The sequence below is a fragment of the Micromonospora sp. NPDC049114 genome (assembly GCF_040648635.1).
Lineage (GTDB): Bacteria > Actinomycetota > Actinomycetes > Mycobacteriales > Micromonosporaceae > Micromonospora.
Map to the genome: position 1 here is coordinate 123,228 of NZ_JBEZEA010000011.1, position 22,048 is coordinate 145,275.

General features: G+C 72.9%; 24 protein-coding genes. 12 read left to right on the plus strand and 12 right to left on the minus strand.

All coding sequences use genetic code 11. The annotated features are described in order from the left end of the window. Positions 1-43 precede the first annotated feature (43 nt). A complete protein-coding gene (locus tag AB0B39_RS26200; RefSeq protein WP_357575661.1) occupies positions 44-1,333 on the plus strand; it encodes a cation:proton antiporter in 1,290 nt (429 codons plus the stop codon). Between the two features lie 17 nt (positions 1,334-1,350). On the opposite strand, the gene AB0B39_RS26205 is transcribed toward AB0B39_RS26200, so the two are convergent. Beyond that, positions 1,351-2,289, minus strand: a complete 939-nt coding sequence (locus AB0B39_RS26205; protein ID WP_357575688.1) for an FAD-dependent oxidoreductase — start codon at positions 2,287-2,289, stop codon at positions 1,351-1,353. 112 nt (positions 2,290-2,401) lie between these two features. Between AB0B39_RS26205 and AB0B39_RS26210 the strand changes: the two genes are divergently transcribed. Beyond that, positions 2,402-2,620: a DUF3072 domain-containing protein gene (locus AB0B39_RS26210; protein ID WP_234588402.1), complete on the plus strand. Its 219-nt coding sequence runs from the start codon at positions 2,402-2,404 to the stop codon at positions 2,618-2,620. Between the two features lie 8 nt (positions 2,621-2,628). On the opposite strand, the gene AB0B39_RS26215 is transcribed toward AB0B39_RS26210, so the two are convergent. Both AB0B39_RS26215 and AB0B39_RS26220 read right to left on the minus strand, forming a co-directional pair. Continuing rightward, positions 2,629-3,129: a metallophosphoesterase gene (locus AB0B39_RS26215; RefSeq protein ID WP_357575662.1), complete on the minus strand. Its 501-nt coding sequence runs from the start codon at positions 3,127-3,129 to the stop codon at positions 2,629-2,631. A 70-nt stretch (positions 3,130-3,199) separates the two neighbouring features. Next, complete coding sequence (locus tag AB0B39_RS26220) at positions 3,200-5,029, minus strand: glycoside hydrolase family 15 protein (protein ID WP_357497452.1); 1,830 nt, start codon at positions 5,027-5,029, stop codon at positions 3,200-3,202. 121 nt (positions 5,030-5,150) lie between these two features. On the opposite strand from AB0B39_RS26220, the gene AB0B39_RS26225 reads away from it, so the two are divergent. Further along, on the plus strand, positions 5,151-5,741 hold the full coding sequence (locus AB0B39_RS26225) for a general stress protein (protein ID WP_234588382.1): 591 nt from the start codon (positions 5,151-5,153) through the stop codon (positions 5,739-5,741). A 47-nt stretch (positions 5,742-5,788) separates the two neighbouring features. On the opposite strand, the gene AB0B39_RS26230 is transcribed toward AB0B39_RS26225, so the two are convergent. Further along, on the minus strand, positions 5,789-6,376 hold the full coding sequence (locus AB0B39_RS26230) for a DUF1684 domain-containing protein (protein ID WP_234588403.1): 588 nt from the start codon (positions 6,374-6,376) through the stop codon (positions 5,789-5,791). Next, positions 6,373-6,843, minus strand: a complete 471-nt coding sequence (locus AB0B39_RS26235) for a helix-turn-helix domain-containing protein (RefSeq protein ID WP_234588383.1) — start codon at positions 6,841-6,843, stop codon at positions 6,373-6,375. Before AB0B39_RS26235 ends, AB0B39_RS26230 begins: the two co-directional genes overlap by 4 nt. Before the next feature lie 28 nt (positions 6,844-6,871). On the opposite strand from AB0B39_RS26235, the gene AB0B39_RS26240 reads away from it, so the two are divergent. Continuing rightward, a complete protein-coding gene (locus tag AB0B39_RS26240; protein WP_357497449.1) occupies positions 6,872-7,891 on the plus strand; it encodes a hypothetical protein in 1,020 nt (339 codons plus the stop codon). A 49-nt stretch (positions 7,892-7,940) separates the two neighbouring features. Here the strand turns inward: AB0B39_RS26240 and AB0B39_RS26245 are convergent, their stop codons facing one another. Next, on the minus strand, positions 7,941-8,510 hold the full coding sequence (locus AB0B39_RS26245) for a TetR-like C-terminal domain-containing protein (RefSeq protein ID WP_357575663.1): 570 nt from the start codon (positions 8,508-8,510) through the stop codon (positions 7,941-7,943). A gap of 60 nt (positions 8,511-8,570) precedes the next feature. Here AB0B39_RS26245 and AB0B39_RS26250 point away from each other — a divergent pair, with 60 nt between their 5' ends. Beyond that, a complete protein-coding gene (locus AB0B39_RS26250; RefSeq protein WP_234588386.1) occupies positions 8,571-9,062 on the plus strand; it encodes an FBP domain-containing protein in 492 nt (163 codons plus the stop codon). A gap of 286 nt (positions 9,063-9,348) precedes the next feature. On the opposite strand, the gene AB0B39_RS26255 is transcribed toward AB0B39_RS26250, so the two are convergent. Continuing rightward, positions 9,349-9,882: a GNAT family protein gene (locus AB0B39_RS26255; protein WP_234588387.1), complete on the minus strand. Its 534-nt coding sequence runs from the start codon at positions 9,880-9,882 to the stop codon at positions 9,349-9,351. Between the two features lie 157 nt (positions 9,883-10,039). On the opposite strand from AB0B39_RS26255, the gene AB0B39_RS26260 reads away from it, so the two are divergent. Then, entirely contained in the window at positions 10,040-10,522 is a 483-nt protein-coding gene (locus tag AB0B39_RS26260) for a MarR family transcriptional regulator (RefSeq protein WP_357497444.1), read from the plus strand. Positions 10,523-10,533: 11 nt separating this feature from the next. Next, positions 10,534-11,520 carry a pirin family protein gene (locus AB0B39_RS26265; RefSeq protein ID WP_357575664.1) on the plus strand — a complete coding sequence of 329 codons (987 nt, stop codon included), beginning with the start codon at positions 10,534-10,536 and terminating at the stop codon, positions 11,518-11,520. Between the two features lie 60 nt (positions 11,521-11,580). Here the strand turns inward: AB0B39_RS26265 and AB0B39_RS26270 are convergent, their stop codons facing one another. Then, the gene (locus AB0B39_RS26270; RefSeq protein ID WP_255787601.1) at positions 11,581-11,709 is read right to left on the minus strand and encodes a hypothetical protein; all 129 of its coding nucleotides are present in this window, start codon (positions 11,707-11,709) and stop codon (positions 11,581-11,583) included. Between the two features lie 132 nt (positions 11,710-11,841). Between AB0B39_RS26270 and AB0B39_RS26275 the strand changes: the two genes are divergently transcribed. Further along, positions 11,842-13,431, plus strand: coding sequence for a phospholipase D-like domain-containing protein (locus AB0B39_RS26275; protein ID WP_357497440.1), 1,590 nt, complete (start codon positions 11,842-11,844; stop codon positions 13,429-13,431). Here the strand turns inward: AB0B39_RS26275 and AB0B39_RS26280 are convergent. Continuing rightward, positions 13,380-14,135, minus strand: coding sequence for a hypothetical protein (locus tag AB0B39_RS26280; protein ID WP_234588390.1), 756 nt, complete (start codon positions 14,133-14,135; stop codon positions 13,380-13,382). The genes AB0B39_RS26275 and AB0B39_RS26280 overlap by 52 nt on opposite strands. Positions 14,136-14,513: 378 nt before the next feature. Here AB0B39_RS26280 and AB0B39_RS26285 point away from each other — a divergent pair, with 378 nt between their 5' ends. Beyond that, positions 14,514-15,347 (plus strand): SigB/SigF/SigG family RNA polymerase sigma factor, encoded by an 834-nt coding sequence (locus tag AB0B39_RS26285; protein ID WP_007458025.1) that lies wholly within the window; start codon positions 14,514-14,516, stop codon positions 15,345-15,347. A 112-nt stretch (positions 15,348-15,459) separates the two neighbouring features. Here AB0B39_RS26285 and AB0B39_RS26290 read toward each other — a convergent pair whose 3' ends face one another. From AB0B39_RS26290 to AB0B39_RS26300, 3 genes are read right to left on the minus strand one after another with little or no spacing between them, the layout of a single operon-like run. Beyond that, the gene (locus tag AB0B39_RS26290) at positions 15,460-16,050 is read right to left on the minus strand and encodes a GNAT family N-acetyltransferase (protein WP_357575665.1); all 591 of its coding nucleotides are present in this window, start codon (positions 16,048-16,050) and stop codon (positions 15,460-15,462) included. Further along, positions 16,047-17,573, minus strand: coding sequence for an APC family permease (locus AB0B39_RS26295; RefSeq protein WP_357575666.1), 1,527 nt, complete (start codon positions 17,571-17,573; stop codon positions 16,047-16,049). The genes AB0B39_RS26290 and AB0B39_RS26295 overlap by 4 nt, the downstream gene beginning before the upstream one ends. Positions 17,574-17,621: 48 nt before the next feature. After that, positions 17,622-18,248 (minus strand): GPP34 family phosphoprotein, encoded by a 627-nt coding sequence (locus AB0B39_RS26300; RefSeq protein ID WP_234588405.1) that lies wholly within the window; start codon positions 18,246-18,248, stop codon positions 17,622-17,624. Positions 18,249-18,432: 184 nt separating this feature from the next. Between AB0B39_RS26300 and AB0B39_RS26305 the strand changes: the two genes are divergently transcribed. The 3 genes from AB0B39_RS26305 to hrpB are packed head-to-tail and all read left to right on the plus strand — an operon-like array spanning position 18,433 to position 22,047. Then, entirely contained in the window at positions 18,433-19,257 is an 825-nt protein-coding gene (locus tag AB0B39_RS26305) for a helix-turn-helix transcriptional regulator (protein WP_357575689.1), read from the plus strand. 41 nt (positions 19,258-19,298) lie between these two features. Next, positions 19,299-19,499, plus strand: a complete 201-nt coding sequence (locus AB0B39_RS26310; protein ID WP_357497433.1) for a DUF397 domain-containing protein — start codon at positions 19,299-19,301, stop codon at positions 19,497-19,499. A gap of 28 nt (positions 19,500-19,527) precedes the next feature. Continuing rightward, entirely contained in the window at positions 19,528-22,047 is a 2,520-nt protein-coding gene (gene hrpB / locus AB0B39_RS26315; RefSeq protein WP_357575667.1) for an ATP-dependent helicase HrpB, read from the plus strand. The last annotated feature ends 1 nt before the right edge of the window (position 22,048 follow it).

Here is a 22,048-nt window from a genome sequence, read left to right on the forward strand (position 1 = left end):
CCACCTGCCCGCACCGCGCGGGTGCGGCGAAAGGGTGGTGTCCGTGGAACCGGTAGATGTCGCGTTCGCGCTGGTGGGCCTGGGCGCGCTGCTCGCGGGCATCCTGCCCCGGGTGTTGGAGCACCGTCCACTGTCCATGCCGATCGCGTTCCTCGCCCTCGGCATGCTGGTCTTCCTTTTGCCGGTCGGGCTGCCGACACCGGATCCGCTGGCCCACCCCGAGCTGACCACCCACCTGACCGAGATCGGGGTGATCGTCGCCCTGATGGGCGCCGGGTTGAAGATCGACCGGCCGTTGAGCTGGTCCCGGTGGTCCTCCACGTGGCGTCTGCTGGTCATCGCGATGCCGTTGTGCATCGCGGCGGTGGCGCTGCTCGGGTGGTGGTGGGCCGGCCTGGTGCCGGCGGCGGCGCTGCTGCTGGGCGCCGCGCTGGCGCCTACCGATCCGGTGCTCGCCGCCGACGTGCAGGTCGGCGAGCCGACCGATGTGGAGGACTCCGAGGACGAGGTCCGTTTCGCTCTGACCTCGGAGGCGGGCCTCAACGACGGGCTGGCGTTCCCGTTCGTCTACGCGGCCATCGCGATCTCCTCGACCAGCCTCGCCCCGCGGGAGTGGATGGCCGAGTGGTTCACCGTCGACGTGCTCTGGAAGGTGGGCGTCGGCGTGGGCGGCGGCCTGCTCATCGGCTGGCTGCTCGGCAAGCTGTTCTTCCGGGCCCCCAGCGAGCTGCGGCTGGCCCGGCACGCGGAGGGGTTCCTGGCGCTGGCCGCCACCTTCCTGGCGTACGGGCTGGTGGAGGTTGCCGGCGGGTACGGCTTCCTGGCGGTGTTCGTGGCCGCGCGGGCCATCCGGGCCGCCGAGCGGACCCACGAGTTCCACTCGGTGCTGCACGACTTCGCCGAGCAGGTCGAGCGGTTGCTCACCCTGGTGTTGCTGCTGCTGCTCGGCGGCGCGATCGTGGGCGGTCTGCTCGCCCCGCTGACCTGGCCGGCGGCGGCCGTGGGGCTGGCGCTGGTCTTCCTGATCCGGCCGGCTGTCGGCTGGTTGTCGCTGCGCGGCGCACCGGGCCGGCCAGCGGAGCACTGGGTGATCTCGCTGTTCGGCATCCGCGGGGTGGGCTCGTTCTACTACCTGGCGTACGCCACCACGAAGGCGGACTTTCCGCAGGCGGAGCTGTTGTGGGCGACGGTCGGGCTGGTGGTGCTCGTCTCGGTGGTGGTGCACGGCGTCGCGGCGACCCCGGTCATGCAGTTGCTGGACCGCGAGGGCGAGCGGACGAAGGACCCGTCCGAACGCGAGGCCCAGCCGGTCGCCGCCGCCGGGCACGGCTGAGCGCCGGGCAGCGGCGCTCAGCCGAGGCGGTCGGCCAGCGCGCGGCCGAGGTCGCGGCCGGAGCGCCAGGCGCTCTGCACGCGGGGCTTGCCGAACGCGTCGCCGGCCAGGCCGATCCCGTCGGCGTCCAGGTGGTGGGTGTTCCCGGTGCCGTCGCCGGCGGGCTTGGCGTACGTCCAGCGGTGCACGTGCACGTCGGTGGCCTCTGCGGCCAGCCCCAGCACGTCCCGGACGGCCTGTTCGATAGCCGGTCCGGCGCCGGAGGGTTGGGCCAGGTGGCCGGCGGCGAACTCCGGCACGGTGTGCGCCACCAGCACCGGCGCGTCGTCACCGCGCCGGTCCCCGTCGTCGCAGATGAGCGAGAGCACCGGGTGGTCGTTGACGAACGCGCCGTGAAAGTGCGGCCAGCGTCGGGACGGGAAACGCAGCACCGCGGCCAGGGTCGGCGACCAGGTCTGCGCCTGCACGACCCGGGTGGCGTCGGCCAGGGCGGGATCGAGCAGCAGGGCGGCCTGCGGTCCGGGCATGGCCAGGGCGACCGCCGCGTACGGCTCGCCGTCGACGGTCGGACCGGGCTCCACGGCCAGCACCAGCCGGTCGACGGTCACCGGCACCGCGCCGGCCAGGTGTTCGACGAGCGACCGCAGCCCGCGTGGCGCGGCGTAGCGCAGCGGACCGGGCGCGTCGTGGCGGCCGTTCGTGTCGTACGACCAGAAGGTGTCGGTCCACTCCCGGACCAGACCGGCGGCACGCCACTCGTCGACCACGACGGCGAAGTCCGGGTCGCTGACGGTGAAGTACGCGGCGCCGATGTCGGCGGGGCGGCCGTCGAAGCGTTTGCTGGCCATCCGGCCGCCGCGGACGTGTCCCCGTTCCCGGACCTGCACCGGCACCCCGGCCCGGGTCAGCTCCACCGCGCAGGCCACTCCGGCGATGCCCGCCCCGACCACCACCACGCCCGAGGAGTTCACGCTCATCCGGTGATCCTAGGCGCCGACTGTCGCGGTGGACGGGCATGAACCGGCGGTGATCGGGGTACTGGCACACCTGTTCGAAGAAAGGGTGATGATGATGACGGACCGCAGCAACGACCAGGCCGACCCGCGCGGCGCGATCAAGGACCCGGACGAGTGGGTCACCGGCGACGAGCCACCCACGGCGGCCCAGGAGTCGTACCTGGCCACGCTGGCCCGGGAGGCGGACGCGACGCTGCCGGACGACCTGACCAAGGCCGAGGCGTCCAAGCGGATCGACGAGCTGCAGGCCGAGACGGGTCGCGGCCAGTAGCTCGCCGCTCAGGGGCGGGGCAGGGTGTGCAGCCGGACCCGCGTCAGGCGGGCTCCGGTTGTCTCGGCCTCCAGATAGGTGGCGTGCGGCTGGGATCGGCGGTCGGTGGGCGACCCGGGGTTGAGCAGGCGCAACCCGTTGGGTGCCACGGTGTCCCAGGGAATGTGCGAGTGCCCGAAGACCAGCAGGTCGACGTCGGGAAAGCGGGCCGCGCACCGCTGTTCCCGGCCGGTGCGGGGGCCGGTCTCGTGCACCACGGCGACCCGTAGCCCGTCGAGGTCGGCGCGGGCCACCTCCGGCAGCCGGGCGCGCAGCGCGGGGCCGTCGTTGTTGCCGTACACGCCGACGAGTCGCCGCGCCCGGGCGGTCATGGCGTCCAGCAGCGACTCGTCGACCCAGTCGCCGGCGTGCAGCACCACGTCCGCCGCCTCGATCGCCGTCCACAGCGGCCCCGGGAGGTCCCGGGCCCGCTTGGGCAGATGCGTGTCCGCCGTGAGCACCAGCCTCATGCCGGCATCATCCCCCGTGCGGGCGCCGTCCACCCGGGGACGCTCACGGGGGCGGTCAGCTCCCGGCCGTTCAGCGCGACGTGGGTGTGAAGTACCCGGCCGGCATGCCACGCCGGCGCAGCGCCGGGTTCTGCTCGACGTCACTGAGCACACCTGCGGCGTTGATCAGGCCGATGTGCGAGAACGCCTGGGGAAAGTTGCCCAACTGTTCCCCGGTCGACGGGTCGATCTGCTCGGCGAACAGTCCCAGGTCGTTGAGCCGCCCGGCCAGCGCGTCGAACAACTCGTGCGCCCGGTCCCGCTCACCGGCCAGCGCCAGGCAGCACACCAGCCAGAACGAGCAGATGAGGAACCCCGCCGGGTCGCCGTTCCAGCGCCGCAGCAGGCCGTCGTGCGACAACTGCTCCTCCACCGCGCGGATCGTCGAGCGCATCCGCTCATCGTCGGCCGGGAGGAAACCCACCAGCGGCATCACCAGCACCGACGCGTCCAGGTCGTCGGATTCGAAACTCCCGGTGTACGCCCCGAGCCGGTCGTTCCACCCCCGGTGCAGCACCTCCGCGCGCACCTCGTCGCGGGCGGCCGCCCAGCGGGCCACGTCCGGCGGCTCACCGAGCCGTGCGCCGAAGCGGACCGCCCGGTCCAGGGCCGACCAGCACTGCACCTTCGAGGACACGTGGTGGCGTTCGATCCCGCGCTCCTCCCACATCCCCGCGTCCGGCAGCTTCCAGTCCCGCTCCGCCTTGTCGGCCAGCGACCGGAGCAGGTGGTAGACGTCGGGTTCCAACGGCTCCAGCCGGTCGCGCATCAGCCAGGCCGCGTCCAACGCCTCACCGAAGATGTCGGTCTGCCGCTGCCGCCACGCGTCGTTGCCGATCATCACCGGCGGGCTGTCCCGGTAGCCGGCGAGCTGATCGAGGCGGTGCTCGGTGAGGTCCCGCTCCCCCAGCACCCCGTACATGATGGGCACCGGCTCCTCGTCGATCCGGCCCATGGCGCGGCCCAACCAGGCGAACTGCCGCTGCACCTCGTCGTAACACGCCGTCCGCCACAGCGCCCGCAGTGTCAGGCTGAAGTCGCGCACCCACACGTAGCGGTAGTCGTAGTTCCGGTCCCCGCCGAGCTTCTCCGGCAGCGACGTGGTCACCGACGCCACCACCGCGCCGCTGGGCCGGTACGTCATGCCCTGCACCACCAACGCGCTGCGCCGCACGTGCTCGGCGTAGATCCCGTTGTACTCGTGCTGCCGGACCCAGGAGCGCCATCCTTCGGCCGTGTCGGCGATGGTCCGGTCGGCCGCGGGCACCTGGGGCTGCGGCGCGTCGTAGGTCGGGGCGTACCCGAGGGTGAAGTTGTGGATCGTGCCGGGGCGGACGGTGAACGTCCCGGAGGCCTCACCGTCCCCGCAGGTCAGCCGCAGATCGGTGACCAGGACGAGCCGGCTCGCCCCGCCGACGGCCTCCAGGGCGCCGTCGCGCTCGACGAGGAACGGCGTGGTCCGGCCGTACTCGAATCGGGGTCGGTAGTGCACCCGCATCGGCACCTCGCCGGAGAGGCCCCGCACACTGCGGACCAGCACCTGCGGCGAGCGCAGACCGATGTCGTGCTCGCGCGCCCCGGGCTCCAGGGCGAGCGCGTCGCTCAGCTCCACCTCGCCCTGCGCGGTACGAAAGACGGTCCGCAGCACGAGGGTGCCGTCGAGGTAGCAGCGTTCGACGGTGAAGTCGGCCTCCGGACGGATCGACCAGTGTCCGGCGTGCTCGCCGATCAGCCGCGCGAACACCGACGGCGCGTCGAACCGGCCCGGGCACCACCAGTTCACCGAGCCCGAGCGGTCCACCAACGCGGCCGTGCGGCCGTCGGCGAGGAACCCGTGGTCGCTGATCTGTCCGCTCTGCACCCGCCTGCCTACCCGGACCGTTCCCGCACATGCCTCACCGGCGACACGGGCCCCACTCCGGCGGCGGGTGTTACCGCCCGGCGCTGGCGGGAACGCGGTCGGCTGACGAGGGAGGATGCTCATGACCTCAGCTTCGGGGCCGGCCGCCGCGTGGCGGCCCGGCGCACACAGTGGTGACGTGCTTCCGTCCGGCCCGGCAGGCCGCCTGTCGGCACCGGCCGGGGACGGGCACGGGCCGCAGGGCGGCCCGCCCACCGTGACGATCGGTTCGTATCCGGACTATCCGTCCGCCCAGAAGGTGGTCGACTACCTGGCCGACAACCGCTTCCCGGTGGAGCACAGCGCCATCGTCGGCACGAACCTCACGCTGGTGGAGACGGTGCTCGGGCGGATGACCACCGGTCGCGCGGCGCTGCTCGGCGCCGGCACCGGCGCCTGGTTCGGACTCTTCATCGGCCTGCTGTTCGGCATCTTCACCGTCGGCAACTGGCTGGCGGTGATCCTGGTCGGCCTGGTCATCGGCGCGATCTGGGGCGCCGTGTTCGGCGCCGTGGCGCACGCGATGACCGGCGGGCAGCGCGACTTCACCTCGGCCAGCTCACTGCGCGCCGGCCAGTACGCGGTGACCGTCGACGCACAGCTCGCCGATCAGGCCCGGCAACTGCTGGGCCGGATGCAGGTGCCCGGCTCGACGCCGGCGAACACCCGCTGACGCATCGGCACGACCGGCCGTTCCCGGCAGTTCGCCGGGGCGGCCGGTCAGTCGTGGTACGCCAGCTCGCCGGCCCGCAGTGGCACGTCGACGCGGTTCTCCGGCGGGGCGAGCGGGCAGGCCCAGCGGTCGTCGTACGCGCAGCTGGGGTTGTAGAGGTAGTTGGCGTCCAGCCGGACCCGGTCGCCGGGCAGCAGCTCGACGCCCCGGCCGAAGGTGCCCTTCACCGTGTCGGTGAGGTACCGCCCTCCGCCGTAGGTCTCCTGGCCGCAGGTGCCGTCGCGCAGCGGCACGAAGAGCCCACCCCCGTACGCCTCGATCCACCACAGCGTGAGCGGCCCCCACGGCGTCTCGGCAACCGCCACCCGCCGGTACGCGACGACCCCGTCCGGGCCGCCGGTGTCCACCCGCAGCTCGCCGCTGGCCGGCCGAAGGGGCGCTTCCACCACGGCCTCCGGGTTCGGTGCGAAGTAGCGCACACCGGTGAAGCCCTGCCGCTCGGCCGGCGGGATCGGGCTCTGCGGGTGGGTGGCGAAGAGCTCGTCGCGGCCGGCGCGGAAGCCGGCGAGGTCGACGTCGGACAGGTACAGCCGGGCCACCCGCTCCCGCCAGTCGGCCAGTTCCAGATCGGTCAGCATGCGGCGGACTCCTGATCGAGGGACAGCTCCCCGGACCGCAGGGGCCTGCCGCACGCCTGGCAGCGGACCTCGGCGACGAACACCTCACCGCACACGTCGTGGATGAAGTCGACCTTGGGCACCTCGGCGTCGCTGTAGGTGTCGCCCCAGCGCTTGAGCACGAGGATGACCTGCCCGAGGTCCTTGCCCTTCTGGGTGAGCTCGTACCCCGCGACCTTGCCGTCCTCGGTCGATCGCGCCTGCAGGATGCCGGTTTCGGCGAGCTTTCGCAGCCGGGCGGCGAGCACGTCCCGGGGTGCGCCGACCGCCCGGAGGATCTCCGTGTACCGGGAGGCCCCGAAGGCGAGCGCCCGCACGATGTGCAGCGACCACCTGTCGTTGACCGCGTCGAGCGCCACAGCGAGCGTGTCCCGAGCCGGTTTGGAATTCAAACCGGTGGTGCTACGGTTCGTCTGGTTGGACATTCAAACCACACTACCCGAGGAAGCACCCATGACGTCGCCACCCGAACCACGTACCGAGCGGGAAACGCCAGTCGTCACCCACCGCCGAGCCTGGCTCTCCCTCGTGCTCACCGGGCTGATCATCGGTACGGCCTTCATCGCCGTCTACGTCGGGCTGCAACGCGGTCCCGAGCCGCGCCACCTGCCGATCGCGGTGGTCGGCGAGCAGCTGGCCACCACCGCGCACGCCGGGTTCGGCGACGCCGTCGCCGTCACCCCGGTGAGCACCGTCGAGGACGGAACGGCCCTGGTCCGCGACGGCGACGCCGTCGCGGTGCTCGGCGCGACCGCCCCCGGCAGGCTGACGCTCGACTACGCCGGCGCGAGCGGATTCAGTGAGAGCGGCGCGGCCCGGCAACTCGTCGCGGGTCTCGCCCGGCAGGCCGGCGCGACAGTCCAGGAGAACGACATCGTGCCGCTGGCGAGCTACGACAGCCGGGGGCTGTCCGCCTTCTACGTGGTGTTCGGGGTCACCCTGTCGTCGTTCGTCCTCGCGCAGGGGCTCACCGCGGCCACCGCGAAGGTGCGCCTGCGTCACCGGCTCTACGCCATGGGCGGATTCGCCGTAGCGATCGGCGTGATCGCGGCGACGGTCGCGGGCCCGGTCTACGGGTCGCTGACGGCGCCGTTCCCGCTGCTCGCCCTGTCGCTCATCCTGTTGTCGGCCGCCAGCGCCTTCACGACCAAGGCTCTCGGGGCCTGGCTCGGCCCGATCGGGATCGCGCTTGCGGTGCTCACCCTCACCACCATCGGCAACGCGACGAGCGGAGCGACGATCGGGATCGACCTGCTGCCGGGATGGGCGCAGTCGATCTCGGCGAAGCTCCCCCCGGGCGCGGCAGTGCGGGCGGTCAACAACTTCGGTTACTTCAACGGCTCGCACACGCTGGTGCCCCTGGCCGTCCTCGCCACCTGGTTCCTGGCCGGCCTGGGCTTCGTCCTGCTCCGACAGCGGACCGCGCAGCGACGCCCGCTGGCGTCCCGTGCGGACGCGCCCGCGACACCCTGATCCGGCTGAAGACGATCGGGTGGGCGGACGACGTGCGCCCACCCGATCGTCATCCCCGCGGCCAGTTGCTCAGGACGGCGTCGAGGGCGTCGAGGGCGCGAGCCCAGGACTCGTCCGTCGAGCGCGGGGTGTGGCGGAACCCGCCGGTCCGCTCCAGGCTCACGAAGCCGTGGAACGTGCTGTGCATCATCCGGACGGCGTCGGTCTGGTCCGGCTCGGAGAGCCGGTAGCCGCGCAGGATCGCCCGGGTCATCTCGGCGTGCCGGACGCCCGCGCTCGCGGCGGCCGTCTCGGGGTCGAGGTCGATCTGCATCGCGGCGTAGCGACCCGGGTGCCGCGTCGCGTAGTCCCGGTACGCGTTGGCGAAGGCGACCAGCGCGTCCTTGCCGGCCCGGCCGGCGAGCGCGTCGGCGACCCGGTCGGCCAGCTCGGCGAGTGCCAGCAGCGCGATCCTGACCCGCAGGTCGTGTGCGCTCCTGATGTGGAAGTACAGGCTCGCGTCCTTCACGCCGAAGTGCCGCGCGAGCGCGGCGACTGTCACGTTCTCGACGCCCACCTCGTCGGCCAGGTCGGCCGCCGCCAGGGCCAGCCGCTCGACGGTCACTCCGGCACGTGCCACGCACCACACCCCAAAACTAGTCTCGTTAATCGCTTGCCTAGGAGAGCTAGGCTACTACCTATGTTAGCCCTCACCGAATCCGCCATCCGCGCCTCCTTCGTCAACTGCACTCAGGGCGAGGCGAAGCGGCTGGCCATACCGAACGATCTTGAAATGCGCCCCTGGGACGACCTGGACTTCCTCGGCTGGCGGGACGTCGCCGCGCCGCAGCGGGCCTACCTGATCGCCGAGGCCGACGAGGGCCTCGTCGGGGTCGCGCTGCGGGTGGCACCCCAGCAGGCCGGGCGGGTCCGGCGCAGCATGTGTTCCTTCTGCCTGACCACCCACACCGGCGACGGCGTGTCGTTGATGACGGCCCGCAAGGCCGGCCGGGACGGCCGGCAGGGCAACTCCGTGGGCGCGTACGTCTGCTCCGACCTGGCCTGCTCGCTCTACCTGCGCGGCAAGAAGAGGGACGCCGGGCGGCGGATCGAAGAGACCATCACCCTGGCCGAGAAGATCGACCGCACCACCGGTCACCTCACGGCGTTCCTGCGCCGGGTCACCGAGTGACGGCCGGCCGGCCCGCCTGCCTGCCTGCCTGAGCCGGTTGGCTCGGCCGGCCTGCCTGAGCGGGTTGGCTCGGCCGGCCGGTCCCGAGCCGGGGCCGCCCGGGTGGGTGCGCTCCTGTCGAGCTGCCCCATATCTGGGCCGGCCGTCGAAGACGCCGCCGCACAGCCCCGCCCGGAGATGCCCGCCCCATGTCTGGGGCAGCTCGACAGGCAGCGAGGTGAAGGTGCCAACCCCCTGACCCCGGCCGCCGCCCGACCTGGGCCGCTTTCCGACGGGCGTCGGCCGGCTAGCGGTCGGTGGCCAGGCGGGCGTGCAGGTGCTCGTCGTAGCGGCGGCCGTCGCCGTACTGGTACGACTCGCGCAGCGTCCCCTCGGCGAGATAGCCGGCCCGCTCGGCGACCCGGCAGGACGCCGCGTTGGCCACCGCGTGGCACAGCTCGACCCGGTGCAGCCGAAGGTCGTCGAACGCCCACTCGGTGAGCCGGACGACGGCTCGCGTCGCCACCTGACGCCCGCGCGCCGCCGGCATCGTCCAGTAGCCGATGGAGGCGTCGCCGTGGTGGATGTGGTGCAGCGACACCGAGCCGAGCAGCTGGCCGTCGGCGGCGTCGGTCACCGCCATGGAGGCGTGGTCGCCGCCGGACCAGTCGGCCCGGCGACGCACCCAGAGCAGGGCGGCGTGGTCGTCGACCGGGCCGCCGCCCTGCGGGTTCCACTGGGCGATGTCGGGGTCGCGCAGGGCGTCGCGCACCGCCGGGGCGTCCGCCTCCCGCCACGGGCGCAGCAACAGGTCGGCGGCGGCGAGTTCCACGTGTTCCACGAGGCCGGAGTCTGGCACAGACCGCCCCGGCACCGCCGCCCGGTTGACCCACGCTTTGTTCAAAACTGCACCAAGCGCGCCACCAACCGGACAGACGTGACGCAGGCAACGCTCAACAGCACTAGTTAAATTTTGAACTAGTGCTACCGTGGTGGACGTGACAGAGAGCCTGGACAGCACCCGAGCGGCCGCCTGGCGTGCCTACATCGAGGCCAGCCAGCGCCTGTTCACCCAGCTGGAAGACGACCTGCGCACCGACAGCGACCTCACCTTCGCCGACTACCACGTGCTGGTCCTGCTCTCCGAGGCACCGGGGCAACGACTGCGGATGGGCGAGCTGGCCGGCCGGCTGGTCTTCTCCCCCAGCCGCCTGACGTACCAGATCTCCTCGATGCAACGGCGCGGCCTGGTCAGCAAGGAGGCCTGCCCGGACGACCGGCGCGGCAGCGAAGCCGTCCTCACCGCCGCCGGGCTGCTCACCCTGTCCGAAGCCGCACCCCACCACCTGGCGTCGGTGCGTACCCACCTGATGGATGACCTCGACGACGCCGAGGTCGCCTGCCTCACCCGGGTCTTCGACCGGCTCGGCCGCCGCCTGCGGGCGACCCGGACCACGTCGAGCACCCACGCCACACGTTAAGGAGCCCCCCGATGCCCGCGATCACCGTTGACAACGTCCTCGTCCTGCCCCGCCTGCCCCAGCTCGACGAGACCACCAGCTTCCGCAAGGTCCGCACGGTGACCACCGCGCCCAGCGGCTTCGAGGGCGAGGGCTTCCCGGTCCGCCGGGCCTTCGCCGGGGTGTCGACGACCGACCTGGACCCGTTCATCCACCTCGACCAGATGGGCGAGGTGGACTACGCGCCGGGCGAGCCCAAGGGCACCCCGTGGCACCCGCACCGCGGCTTCGAGACCGTCACCTACATCATCGACGGCGTCTTCGACCACCAGGACTCGCAGGGCGGCGGCGGCACCATCACCGACGGCGACACCCAGTGGATGACGGCCGGCAGCGGCCTGCTGCACATCGAGGCGCCGCCGGAGCACCTGGTGCTCAGCGGCGGGCTCTTCCACGGCACGCAGCTCTGGGTCAACCTGCCCCGCGCGGCGAAGATGAACCCGCCCCGCTACCAGGACATCCGGGGCCGGGAGTCGGCCCTGCTCACCACGCCCGACGGCGGCGCGCTGATCCGGGTCATCGCCGGTGAGGTGGCCGGGCACCGCGGCCCGGGGTCGACGTTCACGCCGATCACCATCACCCACGTCACCGTGCAGCCGGGCGCGCAGGTCGACCTGCCCTGGAACCCCGACTTCAACGCGCTGGTGTACGTGCTCGGCGGGCGCGGCACCGTCGGCGTCGAGCGCCGGCCGGTCCGCACCGGCCAGCTCGCGGTGCACGGTCCGGGCGACGCGCTGCGCATCAGCGCGGACCCCACGCAGGACAGCAACACGCCGGCGCTGGACCTCTACATCATGGGTGGTCAGCCCATCCGGGAGCCGGTGGCACAGTACGGCCCGTTCGTGATGAACACCCGCGACGAGCTGCTCCAGGCGTTCGAGGACTTCAAGGCCGGCCGGCTCGGCGTCATCCCCACCGAGCGGGTGCCGCACACCGACGGCCAGGGCCCGCGTCCCTGACCCGGACCGACCGCTGAAACCGGCGCCTGCGCCCCGTCTCCCCGGGGCGCCGGCGCCGCCTCACGAGACCGCGAAAATCCCCGCGACGCCCAGAATCACCATCAGCAACACCGCTACCAGCGCACCCCGTTCGCTCTCCACCGCCGGCTCGCGGTACTCGGTCACGGGGTTCGTCGTCTCGCGGGGCATGGTGTGGCCTCCTCGGCTGTTGTCACGTGCTCGCGTTGGGCGTCATCCAGGTCACCGGTCGGTCGGCCTGGCATGCGGACCCGCGTCGGGGGTCCTACCGTGAGGACGTTGTCGACCTCCGGGGGGCTGGACGTGCCGTTACAGGACTGGTTCCTCACCGCACAGGAACGCGCCAACCCGGTCTCTGGGTTACCCGTCTGGACCAGGGGAAACCTCGCCGAGCCGTTGATTCACGGCGCGGCGTACTTCGACCGGCTGGTCGAGGAGGTGGAGGCGCTGACCGCCGGTGACCACCTCTTCTTCACCGACTGGCGGGGCGACCCGGACCAGCGGTTGCGCCCCGACGGCCCCACCGTGGCCCAGCTCTTCGCCCAGGCCGCGCAGCGCGGCGTGGTGGTCAAGGGGCTGATCTGGCGCTCACACCTCGACGCGATGGCCTACAGCGAGGCGGAGAACCGCAACCTCAGTGAGACGGTCTCCGCAGCCGGCGGCGAGGTGCTGCTCGACCAGCGGGTCCGCCGCGGCGGCTCGCACCACCAGAAGCTGGTGGTGTTGCGGCACCCGAACGCCCCGGAGCGGGACATCGCGTTCGCCGGCGGGATCGACCTGTGCCACAGCCGGCGCGACGACGCCGCGCACGGCGGCGACCCGCAGGCGGTGCAGATGTCCTCCCGGTACGGGTCGAACCCGCCCTGGCACGACGTGCAGCTCGCGGTGCGCGGCCCGGTGGTCGGCGCGCTGGACACCCTGTTCCGGGAGCGCTGGACCGACCCGATGCCGCTGGACTCGGAGAATCCGATGGCGTACGCGCGGGACCGGCTGCGCGGCGCGGACCTGCGGCCGGACCCGCTGCCGGAGCAGCCCGCCGACCCGCCCGAGTGCGGGCCGCACCAGATCCAGGTGCTGCGCACCTACCCCGCCGTCCGGCCGCGCTACTCCTTCGCGCCCGACGGCGAGCGGACGGTGGCCCGGGGCTACACCAAGGCGGTCCACCGCGCGCGACGGCTCATCTACCTGGAGGACCAGTACCTCTGGTCGACCGAGGTGGCCAACCTGTTCGCCCAGGCGCTGCGGGAGAATCCCGAGCTGCACCTGGTCGCCGTGGTGCCCCGGCACCCGGACGTGGACGGCCGGCTGGCCCTGCCACCCAACATGGTCGGCCGGGAGCAGGCGCTGTCGCTGTGCGAGCGCGCCGCGCCGGACCGGGTGCACGTGTTCGACGTGGAGAACCACGCCGGCACCCCGGTGTACGTGCACGCGAAGGTCTGCGTGGTCGACGACGTCTGGGCCAGCGTCGGCAGCGACAACTTCAACCGCCGTTCCTGGACGCACGACAGCGAGTTGTCCTGCGCGGTGCTCGACGACACGCGCGACGAGCGGACCCCCACCGACCCGGCGGGTCTCGGCGACGGAGCCCGCGTCTACGCCCGGGACCTGCGGCTGCGGCTCTGGCGCGAGCACCTGGACCGGGACCCGGACGGCGCGGACGACGCCGACCTGCTCGACCCGGCCGACGCCGTGGCGGCCATCACGGCCGCGGCCGACGAACTGCAACTGTGGTACGACGGCGGCCAGGTCGGCGATCGTCCACCCGGCCGGCTGCGCCCGCACCGCCCCGAGCGGCTGCCCTGGTACACCCGTACCTGGGCGCTGCCGGTGTACCGGCTGGTCTACGACCCCGACGGCAGGCCGCTGCGAGCCAGGCTGGCCGGCACCTGGTGAGTCTGCCGGGCCGGCTCGGGAGGGCCGGCCGCGCCGGGGTGCACGGTCAGCCCGCCGGGGTAGGCGAACGAGGAGCGCGGCGAGAAGTAGCCGAAGCCGATGGTCAGCGGGTTGGCGGGGCGCAGCGCGTACATCGGGTGTCGGGGTTGCAGGAACTCCACCGACTCGATCTCGAACGGCGCGACCGGCTCGGCCACGAACGGGTAGACCGAGCTGAGCAGTTGGCCGTCGCGGCACGTGAAGTAGCGGTGGTGGCCGCTGCTGATCACGTGGCCGGTCTCCCCCACCCGACACCGGGCGCGGATCAGCGGCGCACCCTCCGCCTCGGTCTCGGAGAGCAGCGCCTCGCCGCTCACCTCGATCCTGGTCCGGCCGGCGAGCACCGGGGCGCCCCGCGCCGCGGCGTACTCGCGGACCAGCCGGCTGGAGGCCACGTAGTGGGTCCACCAGCCGCCCGGGTTGAGCCCGCCGGGCGCGTCCACGCCGGCGAGTGAGACGCCGAGGTACGTCAACGAGTAGGCGCCGAAGCCGGAGGTCTGCGTCTCGTCCTCGACGACGTACTGGTTGAGGAACACCTGCCGGTCCGCGCGGGGGCGCAGCCCGGCGGGGACGAGGGCGGCGACCGCGTCGGGATCCGCCGGCAACCAGCTGAAGTACAGGGTGCGACTGTTCACGACGAGCTGGGGAGCGGCTGGATCGAGCATGGTGCCTCCGAACCGGGTGTCTACCAGCGACGCTACGGCCGGTCCCGCCGACGGGACAACGACGGATAGTCGACAGTGCTGCCCAGTTGTCGGATTTCATGTTGACCGGTCGGCGGGGGATGCGACACCGACCGGTCGGGCCGGATGGGATGACCGGGTGCCGCAGGATCGCCCGTTAAACGGGTAAGAGACCTCACAAACTCTTCGCCAGCCGCTGCTTTTGGACGTTTTGTGGTCCGACGCGCCTTAAGTACATCAACCTTTCGGCTAGATTTCCGGGAGCCGATCAGGCTAAGGTGAGTCCCGAACGGCCCATTCGAAGCTAAACCAAAGCGTCACGTCTTTTTGTCCGCGGACGAGGTGCAGGGAGGACCACCCATGACCGCGCCAACGATCACCGAGCAGGCGAGCACCACCGCTGCCGAGCAGACGAGCACCACCAAGCTGGACCCGCGGGCGCTCACCGACAGCGCCGCCGACCTGCTCAACGCCATGGCCGCACTGCCCGCCAACCACCCGTCGCGCGCCGCTCTGCGGGACCGCGCGATCGAGGCCTGGCTGCCGCTGGCCAACCACCTCGCCCACCGCTACAGCGGGCGGGGCGAGCCGACCGACGACCTGGCGCAGACCGCCGCCGTCGGCCTCATCAAGGCCATCGACAAGTTCGACCCGTCCCGCGGTGTCGACTTCGCCGGCTACGCGATCCCCACCATCATCGGCGAGCTCAAGCGGCACTTCCGCGACCGCACCTGGGACATCCGGGTGCCGCGTCGCCTCCAGGAGCTGCGACTGGCCATCTCCGACGCCAACAGCTCGCTGCTGCAGACCCTCGGCCGCTCGCCGACGGTCGCCGACATCGCCGCCCACCTCAAGCTCACCGAGGAAGAGGTCCTGGAAGGCCTGGAGGGCGCCCGCGCGTACAACGCGGTGTCGCTGTCCACCCCGACCGGCGACGGCGACCGGGCCACCGAGCTGGGTGACATGCTCGGCGGCGAGGACAACGAGTTCGAGCTGGCCGAGCTGCGGGTCGCCCTCGGCCCCGCGCTGGCCACGCTCGACGAGCGTGAGCAGAAGATCCTCACCCTGCGGTTCTACGGCAACCTGACCCAGTCGCAGATCGCCGACCAGATCGGCGTTTCGCAGATGCACGTCTCCCGGCTGCTGGCCCGGGCGCTGACCAAGCTGCGCGGCCAGCTCGACGGCACGTACTAGGCACCACACGACGAAGGGCCGGGTCAGCGTGGACCCGGCCCTTCGTCGTGCGTCGGGACCGGCGCACCGGCCGGGCCGTTCCCCCCGAGGGGCAGCGGCCCGGCCGGCCCCGTCAGCGGCCTGCGGGCTCCCGCCACATCGGCCAGAACGGCGTGCCGTCGGGCACCCGGAAGGGCTCGCCGGCCCGGTAACCGTGCCGCGCGTACAGGTCCCGGCTGCGCGGGCTGCTCGCCTCCAGGTAGGCCGGCATGGCGTTGGCGTCCAGCCAGGCGTGGTGGTGCCTCATCAGCGCGGTGCCCAACCCCTGTCCCTGCCGTCCCGGCTGCACGGCCAGGAAGGCCATGTGGTGATGGTCCGGGTGCGGGTGGTTCGCCGCGAACAACTCGTCGAGATGCTGGAACCGGTCGGTCCACTCGCCGCAGGCCGCGGCGAGCCGGGCGTCGTAGTCCGGCGGCGGCGGGGCCGGCTCACCGACCGACGGCAACCAGACCGCGACACCGGCCCGGTCCGCGGTGGCGTGCACGAACCCGTGCCGCATCGCGTGGTCGACCAGGATCTCGAAGTCCCCGGCCAGCACGGCCTCGCGCTTGCTCGCGTCGGGGACCAGCCAGGAGGTCACCTCCAGGGCGATGAACGCCTCGGCGATCCGGTTGGCGACCAGCTCCGTGTCCTGCGGCCCGAGCCGTTCGATGGGCAGGCTCATCGGGACACCTCCGCGGCGGTCGGCGTCGTCGCCTGCTGCTCCCCCGACCGTACGGCCGCCGCGGCGCTCGCCGCGCCGAGACCGATCCGGGCGTACGTGTCCGGACGGTTGTTGCGCAGCAGCAGCGCCCAGGCGACGCCCAGCGCGGCCGCCACCGGGTAGACGGCGGGCAGTGCCCACCGCAGGGTGGAGTCGGGTGCGACGCCGAGCAGGTTGGCGAAGTTCGACACGGCCAACCAGATGATCACGACGAGCGCGATGGTGGCCAGGCCGGGCGCGATGGCCCGCCGCCAGAGCGTCTCGTCACCGCCGAAGCGGGCGAAGTAGGCGATCACCGCCACCGAGGTGGTGGCGATCAACAGCAACACGCCGAAGCCGCCGCTGGTGCCGACCCAGAAGAACAGCTTGACCACCGGGTCCCAGCCGTTGACGGTGTAGAGCAGGATGACCAGCAGGCCGAGGGCGCTCTGTGCCAGCGACGCGGCCCGCGGCGAGCCGGTCCGCGGCGAGGTCTGCCCGAACACCGCCGGCAGCACCCGCTCCCGGCCCAACGCGAACGTGTAGCGGGCCGTGGTGTTGTGGAAGGAGATCATCGCGGCCAGCAGCGAGGTCAGGAAGAGCACCTGGCCGATGGTGACGGCGGTGTCCCCGAGCTGGGCGCCGGCCAGGTTGAAGATCAGCCCGACGCTCTGCTCACCGGCCTCGGCGACGATCTTGTCCGGGCCGACCGCGACGGTCATGGTCCAGGAGGAGAGCGCGTACAGCGCGGCGACGATCGCCACCGAGAGGTAGGTGGCGAGCGGCACCGTCCGCTTCGGGTCCTTGCTCTCCTCGCTGAACACGACGGCGGACTCGAAGCCGACGAAGCCGAGGATGGCCAGCACCAGCACCGCGCCCACCCCGGGCACGAAGAGGTTGTCCGGCGAGAACCCGGCGAAGCTGACCTCGCCGCCGGCCGGGTTGCCGAGCTGGCCCAGGTCGAAGATCAGGACCACGACGATCTCGGCGACCAGCAGCGCCGCCAGCACCAGGCCGTTGATGTCCACGCGGAGCAGGCCGAGCAGGCCGACCAGCGCCCATGCCACCAGGGCGACGATCGACCAGTGCGGGTGCCCGCCGAAGATCCGGTCGAGCACCGGCTCGGCCGCGACGCCGATGGTGCCGTAGAGCCCGACCTGGAGCGCGTTGTACGCGATCAGCGCCACCCAGGCGGCGCCGACACCTGCCGGCCGGCCGAGGCCCCGGGAGATGTAGGCGTAGAAGGCGCCGGCGTTCTCGACCCGGCGGGACATCGCCACGTAGCCGACCGAGAACAGGGCGAGCACCGCGGCGACCACGAGGAAGGCCAGCGGGATGCCGGTCACGCCGATGACGCCGTAGCCGGTGGTGACGACGCCGGCCACCACGGTCAGCGGCGCGGCTGCGGACAGGACGAAGAAGATGACCGAGGGGACGCCGAGGCGTCCCCTCGCGAGGGCTTCGGAGACGTTGCTGGGTCGGTCGACTGTCGATGTCGATGGCATACGACTACTCCGGTTGTCGAGGGGAGGGGTTGGGGTTACCGGGGGGGATCAGGGGATGCCGCGCAGCACGGCTGCACCGACGGCGGCCTCGGTGTGCCCGACAAGCTCCTTCAGGGGCGCCGGCAGCGCGGGGATGAGAACGCTGAGCCGGTGGTGGGCGCGGGGGCCGGCGCTCCACAGCACCTCGCGGGTCAGTCCGGCGGCCACGACCAGGCCGAGCAGCAGCGCGTCCGGCACGCTCGGCGGGTCGGGGCGTTCCAGCAGGGCCCGCAGCCGGGTGGCCGGCCAGGCCACGGCGTTGAGGTCGATCGGCAGGTAGCTGACCGAGGTGCGCAGCAGCCGCCGGCTCTCCTGGCGGCGCAGCACCCCGGCGCGGGCGAGTCGCTCGCCCACCGAGGTCGTCGCGCTCTGCGCCAGAAAGCTGAGCCAGACGTTGACCTCCCGGTGCTGCGACTCACCGATCAACTGGTCGAGCACGGTGTGCGCCAGCGCGTCGGCGGGTGGGCGCCGGTCGATGACGGTGACCTGTCCACCGGAGACGGTGATGTGCCCGTAGAGGGTCAGCTCACCGAGGAGGCCGGCGGCGAGGCCGAGGCCGGTCGCCGCGGGGTGGAGCTTGGCCTTGCCGCGGGTGTCGTTGTGGGCGATGAGGAAGAACTCGTCGGCGATGAGCAAACGGTCCTCCCGCTCAGCTGTGTCCACAGTGTCTGCGCCCGGAAAAGGATGCACCGACAGCTACTGCAACGCAACTCCCAGATTTGAAAGTTGCACTCCGTGCTGGCGCGACCTGCGGATCTTGTCGTGACAGACTCGGACGGTGACCGCCGCTTCCACCATCCGGCCCACCGCCAGCCCCACCGTGCGCCGTCGGCGCATCGCTCGCGAGCTCCGCCAGCTCCGGGAACGGGCGGGCATGACCCTCGACGTGGCGGCCCGTCAACTCGACATGTCCAAGAGCAACCTGTCCCGGATCGAGAACGCGCAGATCGGCATCAAGCCCCGCGACGTGCGGGCGGCGCTCGCCCTGTACCAGGTCACCGGCGCGGACGCCGAGGCACTGATCGAGATCGCCCGGGGCGCGCAGCAACGCGGCTGGTGGCAGAACTACAGCGACGTGCTGCCGGAGTGGTTCGAGTTCTACGTCGGACTGGAGGCCGAGGCGGCGACGCTGCGCACGTACGAGGCCGAGTCGGTGCCCGGGCTGCTGCAGACCGAGGCGTACGCCCGGGCGATCTTCCGCCGCACGGCCGGCGAGGACGGCCTGGAGCGCAAGGTCGCGGCCCGGCTGCGCCGCCAGGAGGTGCTGCACTGCGACGACCCGGTCGGGTTGTCGGTGGTCCTCAACGAGGCCGTGCTGTTGCGCCCGGTCGGTGGCCCCGCCGTGATGGCCGAGCAACTGGCCCACATGAGCCACATCGCACAGTTACCCAATGTGACAATTCAGGTACTGCCGTTCGCGGCCGGCGAGCATCCGGCGATGACCACCCCGTACGTGATCCTCAACTTCGCCGACGCCGCCGACGCGTCAGTGGTTTACCTGGATAACCTGACGATGGGCCTGGCTCTGGAGGATGCCGATCATGTGCTCGGGTATAGCCTTCTGCACGAGGAGCTGTGCCGGATGGCACTCGATCCGGGGGCGTCGCTGACCCACCTCAAGGAGGCTTCTCGTAACTTTGCGTGACCGCGTCTGCGGCACGCCGACGCAGACGAGAGGTACCACGGATGACGGCGCTCGACCTGACCCGGGCGGACTGGCGCACCAGCACGCGCAGCAGTGGCAACGGCAACTGCGTGGAGGTCGCGACAGTCGACGGTCGGATCGCCGTCCGGGACAGCAAGGACCGCTCCGGCCCGGTGCTCGCGTTCGGCTCGGCCGCCTGGCGGTCGTTCCTGCACGGTCTCGGCGAGGTCCGCCGGGGCTGAGTCTCCGGCACCGGTGCGAGACTGGGCCGTGCTCTCCGACGTAACAGTGGACCTGCCGGTCCGTCCGGCGTTGCCGGCGCTGCTGACCGCGCTCGACGCGGCCGGCGCCGCGGTCCTGGTGGCCCCGCCGGGCACCGGCAAGACCACTCTCGCGCCGTTGGCGGTGGCCGACCGGGTCGACGGCCGGGTGGTGATCGCCCAACCCCGACGGGTGGCGGCGCGTGCCGCGGCCCGGCGGATGGCCGAACTGCTCGGCGAGCGCGTCGGCGACCGGGTCGGCTACGCGGTACGCGGCGAGCGTCGGGTCGGTCCGGCCACCCGGATCGAGGTGGTCACCACCGGCCTGCTGGTCCGCCGGCTGCACCACGACCCGGAGCTGCCCGGCATGGGTGCGGTGCTGCTCGACGAGTGTCACGAGCGGCAGCTCGACGCCGATCTCGCACTGGCGTTCACGGTGGAGGCCCGAGCCACCCTCCGGCCGGACCTGTGGCTGCTCGCGATGTCCGCCACGCCGGACACCGACCGGTTCGCCGCGCTGCTGGGCGGGACCACCGCCGCACCGGTGGTCCGGGCCGAGTCGGCGCTGCACCCGGTACGGCGGGTCTGGGCGCCGCCGGCGCGGCCGGTCGCGCCGTCGGGGGCCGGGCCGGTGGACCGTGCCCTGCTCGACCACGTGGCCGCCACGGTCCGGCGGGCGCTGCGCGAGCACGACGGCGACGTGCTGGTGTTCCTCCCCGGGGCCGGTGAGATCGCCGCGGTCGCCGGCCGGCTCGGCGACCTGCGGGACACCGTCGACCTCCTGCCGTTGCACGGTCGCCAGCGCGCCGCCGAGCAGGACGCGGCCCTGCGACCCCGCGGCCCGGACGGCCGGCGGCGCGTGGTGCTGTCCACCGCGCTGGCCGAGACGAGCCTCACCGTGCCGGGCGTGCGGGTGGTGGTGGACGCCGGACTCTCCCGGGTGCCCCGCATCGATCTGGCCCGTGGGCTGGGCGCGCTGATCACCGTGCCGGTCTCGCGGGCCGCCGCCACCCAGCGGGCCGGCCGGGCCGGCCGGGAGGCCCCGGGGTACGTCTACCGCTGCTGGTCCGAGGCGACCCACGAGCGGCTGCCCGCCCGGCCGGAGCCGGAGATCGCGACGGCGGACCTGACCGGGTTCGCGTTGGAGCTGGCCGCCTGGGGGCGCCCGGACGGCGTCGGGCTGGCGCTGCCCGATCCGCCGCCGGCCGCGGCGATGGCGGTGGCCCGGGACACCCTCGAGACGCTGGGCGCGGTCGATCCGACGGGCCGGATCACCGGGCGGGGCCGGGTGATCGCCTCGGCCGGGGCGCACCCGCGACTGGCCCGTGCGCTGCTCGACGGCGCCGGTCGGGTCGGTGCGGACCGCGCCGCCGAGGTGGTGGCCCTGCTCGCCGAGGAGAGCGCGGCCGGCCCGGGCGACGACCTGGTGGCCGGCTGGCGTCGGCTACGCGCCGGGACCGACGCGGGCGCCACAGCCCGCTGGCGCACCGAGGTACGCCGGTTACGCGCCGCGCTGCCCGCCGGTGGGCGGGCCGCCTCGGCCGGACTCACCGACGACCTCGCCGCGGGGTTGCTGGTCGGTCTCGCGTACCCGGAGCGGCTGGCCCGGGTGCGCAGCGCGGGCGGGTCCGCGTACCTCATGACGGGCGGGACCGCCGCGGAGCTGGCGGTCGGGTCGGGGCTGGCCGGGTCCGACTGGCTCGCGGTGGCCGTCGCGGACCGCCGCCCCGGCACGCCGTCGGCGCGGATCCGCCGGGCCACCCCCCTGGACGAGGCGACCGCCCGGGAGGCCGCCGGCCCGCTGCTGTCCACGCGCCGCGAGGTGGGCTGGTCCGACGGGGACGTGGTCGCCCGGGAGGTGACCCGGCTGGGCGCGATCGAGCTGGTGGCGCGGCGGCTGGACCGCCCGGACCGGGCGGAGGTGGCGGCGGCGCTGCTGACCGGTCTGCGCCAGGAGGGGCTGGGGTTGCTGCCGTGGACGCCTGCGGCACGGGGGCTGCGCGAGCGGATGGCGTTCTGCCGGCACCACCTCGGCGACGAGTGGCCCGACGTCGGCGACGAGGCGCTGCTCGCGGCCGCGCCGACGTGGCTGGGGCCGGAACTGGCGGCCGCCCGCCGACGCGCCGACCTGAGCCGGGTGGACGTGACGTCGGCGCTACGCCGGCTGCTGCCATGGGCGCAGGCCGCGCGCCTCGACGAGCTCGCGCCGGAACGCATCGAGGTGCCCAGCGGCTCGCGGATCCGGGTGGACTACGCCGACCCGGCGGCGCCGGTGCTGGCGGTCAAGCTCCAGGAGACGTTCGGCTGGCCGGCCGCCCCGCGCATCGGCGGCGGCCGGGTGCCGGTGCTGCTGCACCTGCTCTCCCCCGCCGGCCGACCGGTGGCGGTCACCGCGGATCTCGCGTCGTTCTGGCGTACCGGCTACGCGCAGGTCCGCTCGGAGCTGCGCGGTCGCTATCCCCGCCATCCGTGGCCGGAGGACCCGGGCACGGCGACGCCCACCCGGCGTGCCGCGCCGCGTCGGCGCTGAG

What these genes read in the sequence shown, in the direction of transcription:
- AB0B39_RS26280 (WP_234588390.1), bottom strand. Translation starts at nt 14,135, where the DNA reads ATGCTCGATCCAGCCGCTCCCCAGCTCGTCGTGAACAGTCGCACCCTG.
- AB0B39_RS26235 (WP_234588383.1), bottom strand. Translation starts at nt 6,843, where the DNA reads ATGTCCAACCAGACGAACCGTAGCACCACCGGTTTGAATTCCAAACCG.
- AB0B39_RS26270 (WP_255787601.1), bottom strand. Translation starts at nt 11,709, where the DNA reads ATGCCCCGCGAGACGACGAACCCCGTGACCGAGTACCGCGAGCCGGCG.
- AB0B39_RS26310 (WP_357497433.1), top strand. Translation starts at nt 19,299, where the DNA reads ATGACGGCGCTCGACCTGACCCGGGCGGACTGGCGCACCAGCACGCGC.
- AB0B39_RS26240 (WP_357497449.1), top strand. Translation starts at nt 6,872, where the DNA reads ATGACGTCGCCACCCGAACCACGTACCGAGCGGGAAACGCCAGTCGTC.
- AB0B39_RS26290 (WP_357575665.1), bottom strand. Translation starts at nt 16,050, where the DNA reads ATGAGCCTGCCCATCGAACGGCTCGGGCCGCAGGACACGGAGCTGGTC.
- AB0B39_RS26210 (WP_234588402.1), top strand. Translation starts at nt 2,402, where the DNA reads ATGATGACGGACCGCAGCAACGACCAGGCCGACCCGCGCGGCGCGATC.
- AB0B39_RS26285 (WP_007458025.1), top strand. Translation starts at nt 14,514, where the DNA reads ATGACCGCGCCAACGATCACCGAGCAGGCGAGCACCACCGCTGCCGAG.
- AB0B39_RS26215 (WP_357575662.1), bottom strand. Translation starts at nt 3,129, where the DNA reads ATGAGGCTGGTGCTCACGGCGGACACGCATCTGCCCAAGCGGGCCCGG.
- AB0B39_RS26225 (WP_234588382.1), top strand. Translation starts at nt 5,151, where the DNA reads ATGACCTCAGCTTCGGGGCCGGCCGCCGCGTGGCGGCCCGGCGCACAC.
- AB0B39_RS26265 (WP_357575664.1), top strand. Translation starts at nt 10,534, where the DNA reads ATGCCCGCGATCACCGTTGACAACGTCCTCGTCCTGCCCCGCCTGCCC.
- AB0B39_RS26295 (WP_357575666.1), bottom strand. Translation starts at nt 17,573, where the DNA reads ATGCCATCGACATCGACAGTCGACCGACCCAGCAACGTCTCCGAAGCC.
- AB0B39_RS26250 (WP_234588386.1), top strand. Translation starts at nt 8,571, where the DNA reads ATGTTAGCCCTCACCGAATCCGCCATCCGCGCCTCCTTCGTCAACTGC.